Raw genomic sequence first — 13,506 nt, 5'->3', positions numbered from 1 at the left:
AAATCGCGTCAGTTAATAACTTGTACTCAATATTAAAATTGTCCAATTGATAACCCAAATCAGGAACTAAAATATTTAAATGATCGCTTATATCATCCGGCGCTTGTTGCTCATTATACCCACCTTTTTTGCAATTATTGCAATTAATTTTTTTATTATTCAATTAGCCCCCGGTGGGCCGGTTGACCAATATATTGCGGCTCAGTCTGGTTTAGCGGCAACGAGCGTAATGCAAGAGCGCTTGGCGGCTAGTGGCAGTGAAGTCAATCAAGCGCGAGATATTAGTGCGCAAGAAGCGAGTGGATATCGCGGTGCAGGTGGCTTAACTAAAGAAGAAATCGCCGAGATTGAAAAGCGGTTTGGGTTTGATAAACCCATTGGTGAGCGCTTTTGGGAGATGCTAAAAAACTATTTGCAATTTGATTTTGGTGAAAGCTTATTTCGAGGCAAAGGGGTATTTGAGCTGATAGTTGAGCGTTTGCCTGTTTCTATCTCATTGGGGCTTTGGTCGTTATTAATTGTATACGCTATTTCTGTACCATTGGGGATACGAAAAGCCATCACCAATGGCTCACAGTTTGATGGCTGGACAACCACTGTTATTTTGGCGGCTAGTGCCATACCGGCTTTTTTGTTTGCGGTTTTATTAGTGATTTTATTTGCAGGTGGCTCGTTTTTTGACTGGTTTCCGCTTCGTGGTTTAACGTCAAATAATTGGGAATCATTATCTGTTTGGGGGAAAATTACGGATTATTTTTGGCACATGACCTTACCTATTTTAGCCACAGTGATTGGTTCATTTGCCGGTTTGACTATGCTCACTAAAAATTTATTTTTAGATGAAATAAACCGCCAATATGTCATAACAGCAAGAGCCAAAGGCTTAACTGAAAATGCTATTTTGTATAAACATGTGTTTAGAAATGCGATGTTGCTGATTGTTTCAGGTTTTCCGGCGGCGATTATTGGGGTCTTTTTTGGCAGCTCACTCATTATTGAAATTATATTCTCACTTGATGGCTTGGGGCTGTTGTTTTATGAAACCACAGTGCAGCGTGATTACCCCGTGATATTTGCCACTTTGTATGTATTTACGCTAGTTGGGTTAATTTTAAATATCTTAAGTGATGTGATGTACATGATTATCGATCCAAGAATTGACTTTGAGTCGAGGTAAGTTGTTTTATGGCACCCCGAATGATGGCTTTGAGCCAATTAAACCAAAAACGTTGGACTAAATTTAAAAATAACCGAAAAAGCTACTATTCGTTATGGTTGTTTTCGATTTTATTTGGGCTTTGCTTATTTGCTGAAATAATTGCAAACGACAAACCCTTACTCATTAAATATCAGGACTCACTATATTTTCCGTTGATAACTGAATATTCAGAAACCGATTTTGGTGGTGAATTTGAGCTCGCGGCTGACTATCGAGACCCTTATATGAAAGAGCTCATAGAAGCTGATGGCTGGATAGTGTGGCCGTTAATTCGATATAGCTATTCAACCATTAATTATGATTTACCAACCCCAGCGCCGAGTGCGCCATCAGACGAAAATTGGTTGGGAACAGACGATAAAGGACGGGATGTCGTTGCCAGAGTTATTTATGGATTCAGGTTAAGTGTGTTATTTGGTTTTGCGGTGACTATAGCGTCAGCTTTAATTGGAATTGGACTCGGCGCCGTGCAAGGATTTTACGGTGGTTGGGTTGATTTAAGTTTACAGCGTTTTATGGAAATTTGGGGCGGTTTACCTCAGCTATTTATGTTGATTATTTTAGTTAACTTTATTACTCCTAATGTGGCTTGGCTGGTGCTCATTACCACTTTATTTGGTTGGATGGGCTTTGTGGGTGTAGTGCGCGCCGAGTTTTTGCGTTGCCGAAATTTTGAATATGTGATGGCTGCAAAAGCAATGGGAATGTCTGATTCAAGGCTCATGTTTAAACATATTTTGCCCAACGCTATGGTCGCAACCATGGCAATGATGCCATTTGCTTTGTCAGGCTCGGTTACTATTTTAACTTCGTTAGACTTTTTAGGCTTTGGTTTACCACCCGGGGAGCCATCACTGGGTGAATTATTGGCTCAAGGCAAAGCGAATATTCAAGCACCTTGGTTAGGTTTTACTGCATTTTTCTCGCTTGGCATTATTTTGATGTTGCTGGTGTTTATTGGCGAGGGGATTCGAGATGCTTATGACCCAAGAAAAAGTCATTAGGAGTGTAGGTTGAGTCATTTAGTAGAAGTAAAAGAATTAAGCGTTGGGTTTAACCAATCAGGCCAAACTCGGCAAGTGGTGCATCAAATTTCTTTTGGTATTCAAAAAGGCGAAGTTTTGGCATTGGTCGGCGAAAGTGGCAGTGGTAAATCTGTCACTGCCATGTCGATATTACGCTTATTAAATGAGCCACCCGTTGAATATAGCTCTGGCGATATTTATTTATCGGGAGAGTCCGTTTTAAAAGCTTCAGATTCGCAGTTAAGACGTTGGCGTGGCGACAAAGTAGGAGTGATCTTTCAAGAGCCTATGATGTCATTAAATCCACTGCATACCATTGAAAAGCAGCTGGGAGAAACTTTATTTATCCATCAAGGGTTAACAGCAAAACAAAGTCGACCTAAAATTATTGAATGGTTAAATAAAGTGGGCCTTAGAGATGCTAAAAACCGATTAAAGGATTTTCCTCATCAGTTTTCAGGTGGCGAAAAACAGCGCATTATGATTGCAATGGCGCTTATTAATGAGCCTGAATTACTCATCGCCGATGAGCCCACAACCGCATTGGATGTAACGGTACAAGCGCAAATATTAAATTTGATTAAACAGCTGCAAAGCGAACTCAATATGGCTGTATTATTTATTAGCCATGATTTAGGTGTGGTTAAGCAATTGGCTGATCGCGTAGCTGTAATGGAGCAAGGTCGCTTGGTTGAAATAAACGACTGCCAGTCTTTATTTTTAAACCCGGAACACGCTTACACTCAAAAATTAATTAATGCTGAGCCACCTAATCAATTTTGTATTGCAGACCCAAAAGCCAACAATTTATTGGAAGTGAACCAACTAAAAGTTTGGTTTGCTATTCAAAAAGGGATTTTTAGAAAGGTAGAGGGTCACGTTAAGGCGGTTGATGGGGTGAGCTTTTCGATAAAAAAAGGCAGTGCTTTAGCCGTAGTGGGAGAAAGCGGAAGTGGCAAAACAACCTTATCTAAAGCTTTGTTGAGATTAATTAAAAGCCAAGGTGATTTTACTTTTAATGGTCAGTCGATTAATCAATTAAATAAACAGCAGCTAACAGCACTCCGTCGCGACATGCAATTTGTCTTTCAAGACCCTTACGGTAGTTTAAGTCCGCGAATGCTGGTGAGTGAAATTATTGGAGAAGGTTTAACGATTAATAATATTGCAACGCCACAAGAACATGAACAAATGATTATTGAGGCGATGCGACAAGTAGAACTCGATCCGAATATCAGGCACAGATACCCGCATGAGTTTTCAGGTGGGCAACGCCAACGTATTGCTTTAGCTCGTGCTTTGGTGATGAAACCTAAATTTATTATTTTAGATGAGCCGACTTCATCATTGGATCGCACGGTTCAATTTCAGGTTTTACAATTATTAAAAAAATTACAGCAAACTCACGATTTAACTTATTTATTTATCAGCCATGATCTTAAAGTTGTTAAAGCGTTATGTGAGGAGGTTGTGGTGATGAAAGCGGGGAAAATAGTAGAAGCGGGTAGTTGCGAAAAAGTATTTACGAGTCCTGAGCATAGTTATACGCGGCAACTCATTAAAACTGCATTTGTAGCTTAGCCTGAATAAGCTCAGACTCAATTAAACCTGCAAGTACCTGTTTTCTTTTATCAGTTAAACGGGTGCTGTGGGATTGGCAATGTTGCTCTGCGTGCTCAATTGTGTCCTTTAGGTCTGTCACTGAAATTACCTAAACATAAGGGTTGAGTTATCTGCATTAAGTTGTGATGCCCCTTGTTTTGTTTGTGTTACCCACATGGCTTGGATTTGCTCAATACCAGAAAAAGTTTTAAATAAACCAAGCTGAATGGATGATAAATGGGTTAGATTCTCACACTTAAATCGATACTCTACGATCACTTCGCTATGACTGTCATTGTGATGTCGTTTATCGTGGCCATGCGCTTTGTCTTGAGTGTCGATTAAGCTTGAGACATCGACATGATTATCAATCGGTGTGCAACGAGCACCTGCAAATGCAAAAAGTTTTTCAGGTTGATTTAAGACTTTGCTTAGGTTTTCGATTTTGGCAATGTCTTTTGCATTTGTGGCTTTATGTTCAAAGCCCACCAAATTAATGGTTGGTGAACTAAATTGAATTGCTAAATGATCTTCTTCTAGTACCAGCATTAATTCAGCCAAGCCATGAACATGTGCCGCATCGGTTGAGGCTGTAGCGTGAGTAGGGGCTAGCAAGGTTGCGATAAAACTAATTTTTAAAATAAGTTTTATCGCAATGAATAGGTTTTTAGCATTTAGCAACTGACGCATATTTTTCTCTTTAATTTAATTAATCATTAATAAAATCAAGCGTTAATATCAATCGACGGTTATCACTCGTTATTTGTGGTGAACGATGAATTAGACCCGCGCCTTCGTTGTTTTGCCAAAGCTCACCTTTTAGTAATGCAACATCACCAGCCGTCATTTGTTTAATATCAGTTTGATGTTTATATAATCCCGATTGTTCATCAGACTTGCCTATGCTAGCAGCCCCCAAACGGCTGCGATTAGCAAGATGATGAGGAAGCCATTCAGTCGCAATGCCTTTGTATGTAGAAACTAAACGACAAGGTACTTTATCAACATGAAATTTTGGACACATGGCACGATCTAATGCGGTTATTCTTAATCCCGCATGGTTGAGCTCAAACAAACAGCAAAACATATCCACTAGCAATGTAATATCATCGCTCAATATATCGGTAGCCGGTGAAGGCGATGTGCAAAGAGCTTCTTTTATAGCCGCTCTGGTATCTTGTGGGGCAACTACCATAGATAATTTTAGTGTCGGCCTATTTAGCAGTATTTCGTCCACTGCTTGTTGAAGCTGACTATTAAGTGTACGCTGCCAAATAACCATGTTGGTATTTTCTTGATATACACTGGTTAATATCTCTGGTTGATTGTCTTGTATTGCTTGCTTCGATTGAGCTGTGGTTATGGGATTTTCAGCTATTGTCGCTACTGCACTCATGCGGTTTCTCCCATTGCTTGTGAAGAATTTTCTGCTTCCCATGTTTGAAACGGGTCGTTTAACGTGAGCCAGTATGCTTTACCTTTAAGTAATTCGTTTTCAGATAGCAGACAGTTATCAAGCGCTTGGCTTATCGCATTTTGGTTAAGGCCTTGGCCAATAAACACTAATTCTTGACGCATATCACCAAAGGGTTCAACCCAAGTTTTTCGTATTTCTTTAAGTGATTCTTCATCCGTTGGCCAGCTGTCTTGTGGAACAGCTTTCCAGAACATGCCCGCAAAACCATAGCGGGCAATACCACCAGCTTGGTTCCACTGTCCGACAAATTGCGGGCGAGATGCCAGCCAAAAATAACCTTTAGATCGGATTAATTTGCCAAATTTTTCAGTGCCATGTAAAAATTGGTGGAATTTTTCTGGGTGGAACGGGCGACGCGCGGTATAACTAAAGCTACTAATATTGTATTCGTCTGTTTCTGGTAGGTGCTCGGCACGCATTTCTTTTAACCAGCCAGGGGCTTGCTGTGCGCGTTCAAAATTAAATAACCCAGTTGCCAAAACTTCATTAATGGGCACCTGTCCTTGACTAATAGGGATGATGCGAGCATGTGTATTAAGGGTTTTAAGAATGGCGGTTAACCGCTTTACTTCTGCCTTGCTTGCTAAATCTATTTTGCTAATAAGCAATACATCGGCAAACTCAACTTGTTCAACCAATAAATCAGCAACGCTGCGTTCATCATCTTCCCCGAGCGATTCGCCTGCGGCTTGTAAGTCTTTTGCTTCGTCGTAATCTTTTAAGAAGTTAACTGCGTCAACTACAGTGACCATGGTATCTAAGGTAGCAACATCTCCTAAAGACACATCATCTTCATTTGCAAAGGTAAAGGTTTCTGCAACTGGCAATGGCTCTGAAATACCAGTCGACTCAATCACCAAATAATCAAATAGGCCGTTTTGTGCCAGTTTATTGATTTCTAACAACAAGTCTTCGCGTAATGTGCAGCAAATACAGCCATTGCTCATTTCTACTAACTTTTCTTCGCTGTAGTTAAGTGATACTTCGTTTTTGACCATAGCCGCATCAACGTTTATTTCGCTCATATCATTTACAATAACGGCGACTTTTTTGCCTTGCCGATTATTTAAGATATGGCTGAGAACTGTGGTTTTACCAGCGCCTAGAAAGCCGGACAGAACAGTGAGGGGTAATTTTTGTGTCATTAAAAAATAGCTCCCTTAAAAATTGACATTAGCTAACTTTACTTAATGTTATAATGTAACATTTTAATTGTCTAATGTATTTTTAGTTCGTCAAAAAATATTCAAATGAAATAATCGTAAAAGCGTATATTTATAACCGACAAAATTTATTCGGTAGCCTTTCAACAGTAAGAATAAATTCGATAAGAGAGTCCTTTGTTCGAAATAACAAAGTTATCTATCTCGATGTAATCTAAAGTGTTATTATTTATAGCGTAAAAAATAAATAAGGTAATACTTTAATGCTGTTGATAATCGATAATTATGATTCTTTTACTTACAATTTGGCGCATTATTTTCAGGAGTTAAACATTAAAGTAAAAGTGGTTCGTAATGATGCAATTAGCCTTGATGAAATAGAGCAGTTAAAACCAAGCCACATATGTATTTCGCCTGGTCCTTGTACGCCTAATGAGTCAGGTATTTCATTAGCGGTTATTAAACATTTCACGGGAAAACTGCCTATTTTAGGGGTTTGTTTGGGTCATCAATGTATCGCTCAGGTATTTGGCGCTAAAGTGGTAAAAGCAAATAAAGTGATGCACGGAAAAACTTCGCTAGTGGAGCATAATAGCCAAGGGCTATTTAAAGGCATTGATCGAGATTTTTTGGTTACCCGTTATCACTCGTTAACGATTCAGCCAGACTCTTTGCCTAGTTTTTTAAAGCCGACCGCTTGGTCTAACGAAATTAGCGATAAGCTTATTATGGGCATTGAGCATATTCAATATCCGGTATTTGGCGTTCAATTTCATCCCGAATCTGTTATGTCGGAATTTGGTCACCATATATTAAGAAACTTTTTAAATAGCTAAAGGTTATAATAGGAAATAATTTGCTAGGCTTAATGACGACTTTACAAGGTTACTTTCTAGATTTAGGTTTGTCGCGGTATTGAATGTCTAAACAATCTTATTCTGACTTATTACATATTAGATTTCATGACTTATTAATTAGTTATGACTTTGCACGTAATCATAATGGTTTGGATTTAAATTTTGATGAAGAAATTGAACTGGATGGCGATCCGCAAGCTCGCGAGTTATTAGAAGTTGAACAACAAGCTAAACTGGAAAGAGACAACGCTGAGCAAACTAAAATACAGAATCAAGCACAACAATCTGTTATTTTGAATCAAACAGTCGCCCAATTAGTGTCAGAAAAACTCCAAGATACGACTTTTATTTTTAATGAGGTATTGCAAATTCAAGATGCGATTCCCACCATTTTGGATATTTTATCGGTTCGTGCGGCTTCAATTGGCCGAATTGATCCCTTAGTCTCAAATTTACCTTGGTTATCACTTGATTTGATTAAGCTGGTTAATTTACCTGTTTATCGCAAACAAGTGCATGGCGAAAAACCAATTCGAGTTGATCGCAGCAAAACAGCATTGAGTTACATTGGTCTTGATAATTTAAAAATGGTGATTCCAAGTTTTGCGTTACGCAAATGGATACCACATAGTACTGAGCCGTTTCGATTAATGAAACGTAAACTTTGGGAATCGTCGCTAGGGGCTGGTATTGCCTGCAAGCGACTTGCCCAAATGTATGATCAAGATCCCGGTGTGGCTTTTGCGTTGGGTGCGTTTCATGACTTGGGCAAATCGGCGATAGCTCGACTTTATTTACATACCTTTGATACCGAATGGAAACGACAACTTAAAGCGGCACGCGATCAAAGACAAAAGTCACTCCATGATGCTCTGGTAGATCTGGAGCCAGACCCCAACACCTTACGTGATTTAATGTTAGCGCATTCAGCCGATTTAAGTGTGCGCTTAGTGGAGTGCTTTAAGCTTAAAAGGCTTAATTTAGCTTCGCCTTTAAGAGCTTATGTTCACGGCGATTCAGATGATAGTCATGGCGCTAACGCCAGCCATGTAGCTATGGTACAAATTTTACAAAAAGGTATTTGTTACGCTCGATATAAAATTTTACAGCGCCATGGTCTAATTGCAAAACATGAAGCTAAAATCTTTTTTAAAGAAAACGGACTTAGCAGCTCTGATGTGGTTCAACTAAACAAATTAAGCTTGGTTAGGTTAAATTTACGTTTGGTTCAGCAAGATTAACTTATTTTACGCTTGTGCTAAGTGTCATCTACAATGCTTTGTAAAATCTGTTTGGTAAAATTCTTTTTTAGATAAAACCCACGTGGTAAGGTTTCAATTGGCTGGCCATCTTCGCCAATTCCTTTGGTTCTGACCCGACTATTTGCCGCTTTGGGTCTAATTTGCAAAAACTCTCCGGTCTGAGCGGTAATTTGGCTTACTTTCCCCAACACTATCATATCCATTAATTCTTCCCAGTCGGCTTTTAATGCTTGGTCTTGCGCTTCGCTGGGTGACCACAAAATAGGATAGCCAATCAATCGTTGAGCGATGGGGATTTGTCTTTCAGCCAAAATAGGGATCCACAAAACTCGGTTTAGTTTAATTCTAATCGGGCTTTGTTGCCATTGTTGGCCTGCACAATTAGTTAAGGGAGCAACACAAACGTAGGTGGTTTCAAGCGGCTGGCCTTTACTATCAATTGGAATGGTTTTTAGTTCTATACCCAAATGCTCAAAGTCGGGGACAGGTTTTGAACCAGCTGTAGCGCCCAAATGCCATTCTAATAATTGACCTGTCCAACCTTTATCATGATTTAAATTTTTGGGTACTTCGACAGTCGCAGCTTCAGCTAATTGAGCTAAATTTAAACCAGCCATTTGCATGGCTCTATCCATCAGTTCAGCTTCAGTTTTAGGGGCGTGGTCGCTTATTAATTTCATCAGGTTGATCTATTTATTCAGCTGAGTTTTTTGTTAAAATTCGGTAATTAATATCTATTGTGATATTAAGTTCAGATAAATTTTCAAGTGCTTTTTTTTTCTCATGACTGGCTTTATGTATATGCGGTGTCATTAATAGCAGGTTTGCAAGTGCTGACTTGTCTAGTAATTGTTCATAACAAATATTATCTTGTTTATACCAACTTAAACCGGCTTCGATAGCGTCAGGATAAGGGTTTTGTTGGTAAGCTTTAAGACTGGGATAAATTTTGTTTCTTAATTCGATTAGATGTTTTTCGCCGCTTTCAACTAAAATGAGTTTGCCATTTGGTTTTAATTTTTTGGCAAACTCAGCAAAACAAGGAAACCCAAAAGCACAGACAATAATATCAAAATGCGCGTCTAAAAGCGGTAAATGTTTATTCGAGGCTACTATATATTGACTTTTTTTGTCTGATTTTGCGGCCGCTAAAATAGCAAATTTAGCAATGTCGACACCGAAAGTTTGCACATTGTTATGAGCATTGGTAAGCGCTTGATTTAACCGAGCTAAATAATAACCTTCACCACACCCGGCGTCTAATAGGTTAAATGGCGCTGAGGTATCGGTTATGTTTACATTTGATTCAGCCAAAACTAATTGATTTAAATGATCGCTAATGCCCTGATAAGCGGTAGTGGTTAAAAAATCACGTCTTGCTTGAACCATTTCTTTCGTATCACCCGGTGACCTTGAACGTTTAAATTGAACAGGTAATAAATTGACATAACCTTGGCGGGCAATATCAAATTGATGGTTATGTTGGCAATGCAGGCTATTTTCAACACGCTTGAGTATTGAACCATCCATTGGGCAAATCATTAAATCTGAAGTTATAGACACGGCAAATTATTCACAATATAAAATTATTCGCTATTCTACCATCGATAATTATGAATGCTATTCAGGTTCAATTGTATAAGCTTGGTTGGTAACAATTTATACATTGTGGGGGTATTTTGTTCGGATTGGCTAAAAAACATGCTGTCGTTTACGTTAAATTTACTTTTTATTCAATTAGTACTTGATTTGTTTGCCGCAATGCATATCTTTGATGTTACTTTTATCTCAATTGGTTTACAGTTGGGGTGAAATCGGACACACAGTCAAAGAATATAATTAGATATCCGGAGAACCCTAATGTTTAAGAAACTGGTTCCAGTTAACTCAAGCACACATAAAGACCTTAAATTAAAACGCGCACCAAATTACAATTTTGCAAAAAATGTACATGTTGCTCCTTTGCTTGCGCATGAATTTCCTCAAGCATCTTCTAGCTTTCCAATTATTTTTCATAAAAATGACGAAAAAGGTGAATTTCACCCGTTGGCTTTGTTGGGCTTGAAAAAAGAAGAAAATTTAATTATTCAAGATGGCCGTTGGACAGCAACTTATGTACCAGCCGCGATCCGTCGTTACCCTTTTGCGGCAGCATCAGTGAATGGTGATGACGACAACATGGTTGTTTGTTTAGACGAAGAAGCCGAAATGTTTAACAAAGATGACGGCGATGCTTTATTTAACGAAGATGGCAGCGAAAGCAAAATTATTGAACAAGTGAAAGAGTTTATGAATTCTTTCTTGGAGCGTGAAGCTTCAAGCCGTGCGTTTGTTAAATATATTGCAGAAAAAGATTTATTAGTGCCAAGAACCGTTGGTTATACAAAATCTGATGGCGAGCGTGTCAACATAGGTAGTTTTTTTGCCTTTGACGAAGAAAAATTCAATCAATTATCAGATGAAGAATTTTTAGAAATGCGTAAACGCGGCTATTTAGCTGTTTGTTATGCTATTTTAACGTCAATGCAGCAAATGGATAATTTATTCCGTTTACAGCAACAAGCTGCTGCATAATTACTTAAATGCCCAAGTATCTTGGGCATTTATCTGAAAGCCGATGCCTCGGCTTTCTTGTTTTGTTTTAACTTAGTTTTAATCTCATTCCATTTTTTAATTCATATTGATTTAGCCACCACATTCATTACACTGCGATTAATTCTGATTAAGAGCTTTGATAATATCTGATGGACTTAACCGCTAAAAAACAAATCATTCTTGATTTATTTACTCAGCTTCAACGTAGCGACGCTCCATACTCTGCGATTTTACAGCAATATAAACTGGTATTTACGCAAACTAAAACCCAGTTAGGCAGTTGCCATTATGGTAAAAAGCAAATTTCAATCTCACAGCATATCTTGGCTAATAATGATATCGAGATTCAAATTGATACCCTTAAACATGAGTGCGCACATGCATTAGCTTTTGCACAAGGGGACCGAGGGCATGGCAGCGTTTGGCGTCAATGGGCGATTAAGTTAGGGGCGACACCTAGAAGCCGGACGTCTGAAAAGATAAAAACACAGGCTAAGTATCATTTGGTACGAATTCAGGGGGCCTCATTGCAAGTTTTACAGCGCACTTACCACAGACGCGTCAGTTTAAAAGGCAAATATATGCGGCACGATAAAAGTAGTTTAAATCAATTGTATTTAATTCCACTGGCTGAACTAGATGCCTACAAGGCTGGCGAGCTAACTGTTAATCAACTTACCTTATTACAATAAAGTATATTTTGGGTGTTTAGACGTCTAGACGTAAAGACTTGCAAAAAAATAAATAATCACTACACTTGTTGCCAAATTGTCTGTATTTCGTCTTGCCGTTAGTTTATTCGTTAGGCAGGCAAACGATAATCTCCAATACAAATGCATCTAATATTCGCATAATTTGAAGTTGCGCAGGGTCAAGCTGTATTTGCTTATAATGAGATTTAATAGTTTATTGCTGTGTTAATAGGAGTCATATAAATGGCTAAACATGTTTTTACTTCTGAATCTGTATCAGAAGGTCATCCGGATAAAATAGCGGATCAAATTTCAGATGCGGTACTAGATGCCATTTTAGAACAAGATGCCCATGCGCGTGTTGCTTGCGAAACTTATGTTAAAACAGGCATGGTGATGGTGGGCGGTGAAGTCACCACTTCTGCTTGGGTTGATATTGAAGAATTGACTCGTAAAACCATTCGTGAAATTGGTTACACTCATTCAGATATGGGTTTTGATGCAGACTCTTGTGCAATTTTAAATACGATAGGCAAGCAATCGCCCGATATTAATCAAGGGGTTGATCGTGCTCGCCCTGAAGAGCAAGGTGCCGGCGACCAAGGTTTAATGTTTGGCTACGCTAGCAATGAAACGGATGTTTTAATGCCTGCGCCTATTACCTATTCGCACCGTTTAGTTAAACGACAAGCAGAAGTTCGTAAAAACGGTACTTTGCCTTGGTTACGCCCAGATGCAAAAAGTCAGGTGACGTTTGCTTATGAAAATGGCAAGCCAGTTGGGGTTGATGCGGTTGTTTTATCAACTCAGCACTGTGACAGTATTTCAACTGAAGCGTTACGCGAAGCGGTAATGGAAGAAATTATCAAGCCAGTTTTACCATCTGAATGGTTATCAGCCAGCACTAAGTTTTTTATTAACCCAACAGGCCGTTTTGTGATTGGTGGCCCAATGGGCGATTGTGGTTTAACCGGGCGTAAAATTATTGTTGATACTTATGGCGGTATGGCTCGTCACGGTGGCGGTGCGTTTTCAGGTAAAGATCCGTCAAAAGTAGACCGCAGCGCAGCTTACGCGGGTCGTTATGTCGCTAAAAATATTGTTGCGGCGGGTTTAGCTGACCGTTGCGAAATACAAGTTTCATACGCGATTGGGGTTGCAGAACCAACCTCGATTAGCATTGATACATTTGGTACAGGTAAAGTAGCTGAAGACCGTTTGGTTGATATTGTACGTGACAATTTTGATTTACGCCCTTATGGCTTAATCAAAATGTTAGATTTAGAACGCCCTATTTATCAAGCGACAGCGGCTTACGGTCATTTTGGCCGCGAAGAGTTCCCATGGGAAAAAACCGATAAAGCAGACGATTTAAAAGCGGCAGCTGGTTTGTAAAAAGCGCTGAATAAACATTATTTTAAAAGGCCACTTTGTAGTGGCTTTTTTTATATCTAAAATTCAAGATTGTCCGAACATTTTACACTTGGTGATTTTCGAATAATGTTGATCCAAGCAAGTGTATGATTTAACGCCTAATAATGAATCTGGCTTGAATTTCGCACGATCACGCTAGCCATGAAAATTAGGGCTGGTGAGCGAGTTTTACATCGGTTT

Annotated in this window: 14 protein-coding genes; 8 read left to right on the top strand and 6 right to left on the bottom strand. The window is 39.1% G+C overall.

Annotated elements, in window-relative coordinates; all coding sequences use genetic code 11:
• Positions 1–79 precede the first annotated feature (79 nt).
• From OLW01_RS11190 to OLW01_RS11180, 3 genes are read left to right on the top strand one after another with little or no spacing between them, the layout of a single operon-like run.
• Complete coding sequence (locus OLW01_RS11190) at positions 80–1,177, top strand: microcin C ABC transporter permease YejB (RefSeq protein WP_268073999.1); 1,098 nt, start codon at positions 80–82, stop codon at positions 1,175–1,177.
• A gap of 8 nt (positions 1,178–1,185) precedes the next feature.
• The gene (locus tag OLW01_RS11185; RefSeq protein WP_268073998.1) at positions 1,186–2,223 is read left to right on the top strand and encodes an ABC transporter permease; all 1,038 of its coding nucleotides are present in this window, start codon (positions 1,186–1,188) and stop codon (positions 2,221–2,223) included.
• 9 nt (positions 2,224–2,232) lie between these two features.
• Positions 2,233–3,825, top strand: a complete 1,593-nt coding sequence (locus OLW01_RS11180; RefSeq protein ID WP_268073997.1) for an ABC transporter ATP-binding protein — start codon at positions 2,233–2,235, stop codon at positions 3,823–3,825.
• Here the strand turns inward: OLW01_RS11180 and OLW01_RS11175 are convergent.
• The 4 genes from OLW01_RS11175 to zigA are packed head-to-tail and all read right to left on the bottom strand — an operon-like array spanning position 3,803 to position 6,468.
• Positions 3,803–3,946 (bottom strand): hypothetical protein, encoded by a 144-nt coding sequence (locus OLW01_RS11175; RefSeq protein ID WP_268073996.1) that lies wholly within the window; start codon positions 3,944–3,946, stop codon positions 3,803–3,805. The two genes, OLW01_RS11180 and OLW01_RS11175, sit on opposite strands and share 23 nt — an antisense overlap.
• Positions 3,947–3,951: 5 nt before the next feature.
• The gene (locus OLW01_RS11170) at positions 3,952–4,536 is read right to left on the bottom strand and encodes a DUF2796 domain-containing protein (protein ID WP_268073995.1); all 585 of its coding nucleotides are present in this window, start codon (positions 4,534–4,536) and stop codon (positions 3,952–3,954) included.
• A 19-nt stretch (positions 4,537–4,555) separates the two neighbouring features.
• Complete coding sequence (locus tag OLW01_RS11165) at positions 4,556–5,242, bottom strand: DUF1826 domain-containing protein (RefSeq protein WP_268073994.1); 687 nt, start codon at positions 5,240–5,242, stop codon at positions 4,556–4,558.
• Entirely contained in the window at positions 5,239–6,468 is a 1,230-nt protein-coding gene (gene zigA, locus OLW01_RS11160) for a zinc metallochaperone GTPase ZigA (protein ID WP_268073993.1), read from the bottom strand. The genes OLW01_RS11165 and zigA overlap by 4 nt, the downstream gene beginning before the upstream one ends.
• Positions 6,469–6,749: 281 nt before the next feature.
• Here zigA and OLW01_RS11155 point away from each other — a divergent pair, with 281 nt between their 5' ends.
• Together OLW01_RS11155 and OLW01_RS11150 are read left to right on the top strand one after the other, a co-directional pair.
• Positions 6,750–7,322 carry an anthranilate synthase component II gene (locus OLW01_RS11155; protein WP_268073992.1) on the top strand — a complete coding sequence of 191 codons (573 nt, stop codon included), beginning with the start codon at positions 6,750–6,752 and terminating at the stop codon, positions 7,320–7,322.
• Between the two features lie 83 nt (positions 7,323–7,405).
• A complete protein-coding gene (locus OLW01_RS11150; RefSeq protein WP_268073991.1) occupies positions 7,406–8,584 on the top strand; it encodes an HDOD domain-containing protein in 1,179 nt (392 codons plus the stop codon).
• Positions 8,585–8,601: 17 nt separating this feature from the next.
• Here OLW01_RS11150 and mutH read toward each other — a convergent pair whose 3' ends face one another.
• Positions 8,602–9,285 carry a DNA mismatch repair endonuclease MutH gene (gene mutH / locus OLW01_RS11145; RefSeq protein WP_268073990.1) on the bottom strand — a complete coding sequence of 228 codons (684 nt, stop codon included), beginning with the start codon at positions 9,283–9,285 and terminating at the stop codon, positions 8,602–8,604.
• A 13-nt stretch (positions 9,286–9,298) separates the two neighbouring features.
• Entirely contained in the window at positions 9,299–10,168 is an 870-nt protein-coding gene (locus OLW01_RS11140; protein WP_268073989.1) for a putative RNA methyltransferase, read from the bottom strand.
• A gap of 297 nt (positions 10,169–10,465) precedes the next feature.
• Between OLW01_RS11140 and OLW01_RS11135 the strand changes: the two genes are divergently transcribed.
• The 3 genes from OLW01_RS11135 to metK all read left to right on the top strand — a co-directional run bounded on the left by OLW01_RS11135 (position 10,466) and on the right by metK (position 13,287).
• Positions 10,466–11,179, top strand: coding sequence for a SapC family protein (locus OLW01_RS11135; protein ID WP_268073988.1), 714 nt, complete (start codon positions 10,466–10,468; stop codon positions 11,177–11,179).
• A gap of 170 nt (positions 11,180–11,349) precedes the next feature.
• On the top strand, positions 11,350–11,892 hold the full coding sequence (locus OLW01_RS11130) for a SprT-like domain-containing protein (RefSeq protein WP_268073987.1): 543 nt from the start codon (positions 11,350–11,352) through the stop codon (positions 11,890–11,892).
• A 243-nt stretch (positions 11,893–12,135) separates the two neighbouring features.
• Entirely contained in the window at positions 12,136–13,287 is a 1,152-nt protein-coding gene (gene metK, locus OLW01_RS11125; RefSeq protein ID WP_268073986.1) for a methionine adenosyltransferase, read from the top strand.
• Positions 13,288–13,506: the final 219 nt, after the last annotated feature.

This window comes from Catenovulum adriaticum (genome assembly GCF_026725475.1).
Classification (GTDB): domain Bacteria; phylum Pseudomonadota; class Gammaproteobacteria; order Enterobacterales; family Alteromonadaceae; genus Catenovulum; species Catenovulum adriaticum.
Note: the sequence above shows the minus strand (reverse complement) of the source record. Positions and strands in the feature narration are given on the sequence as shown.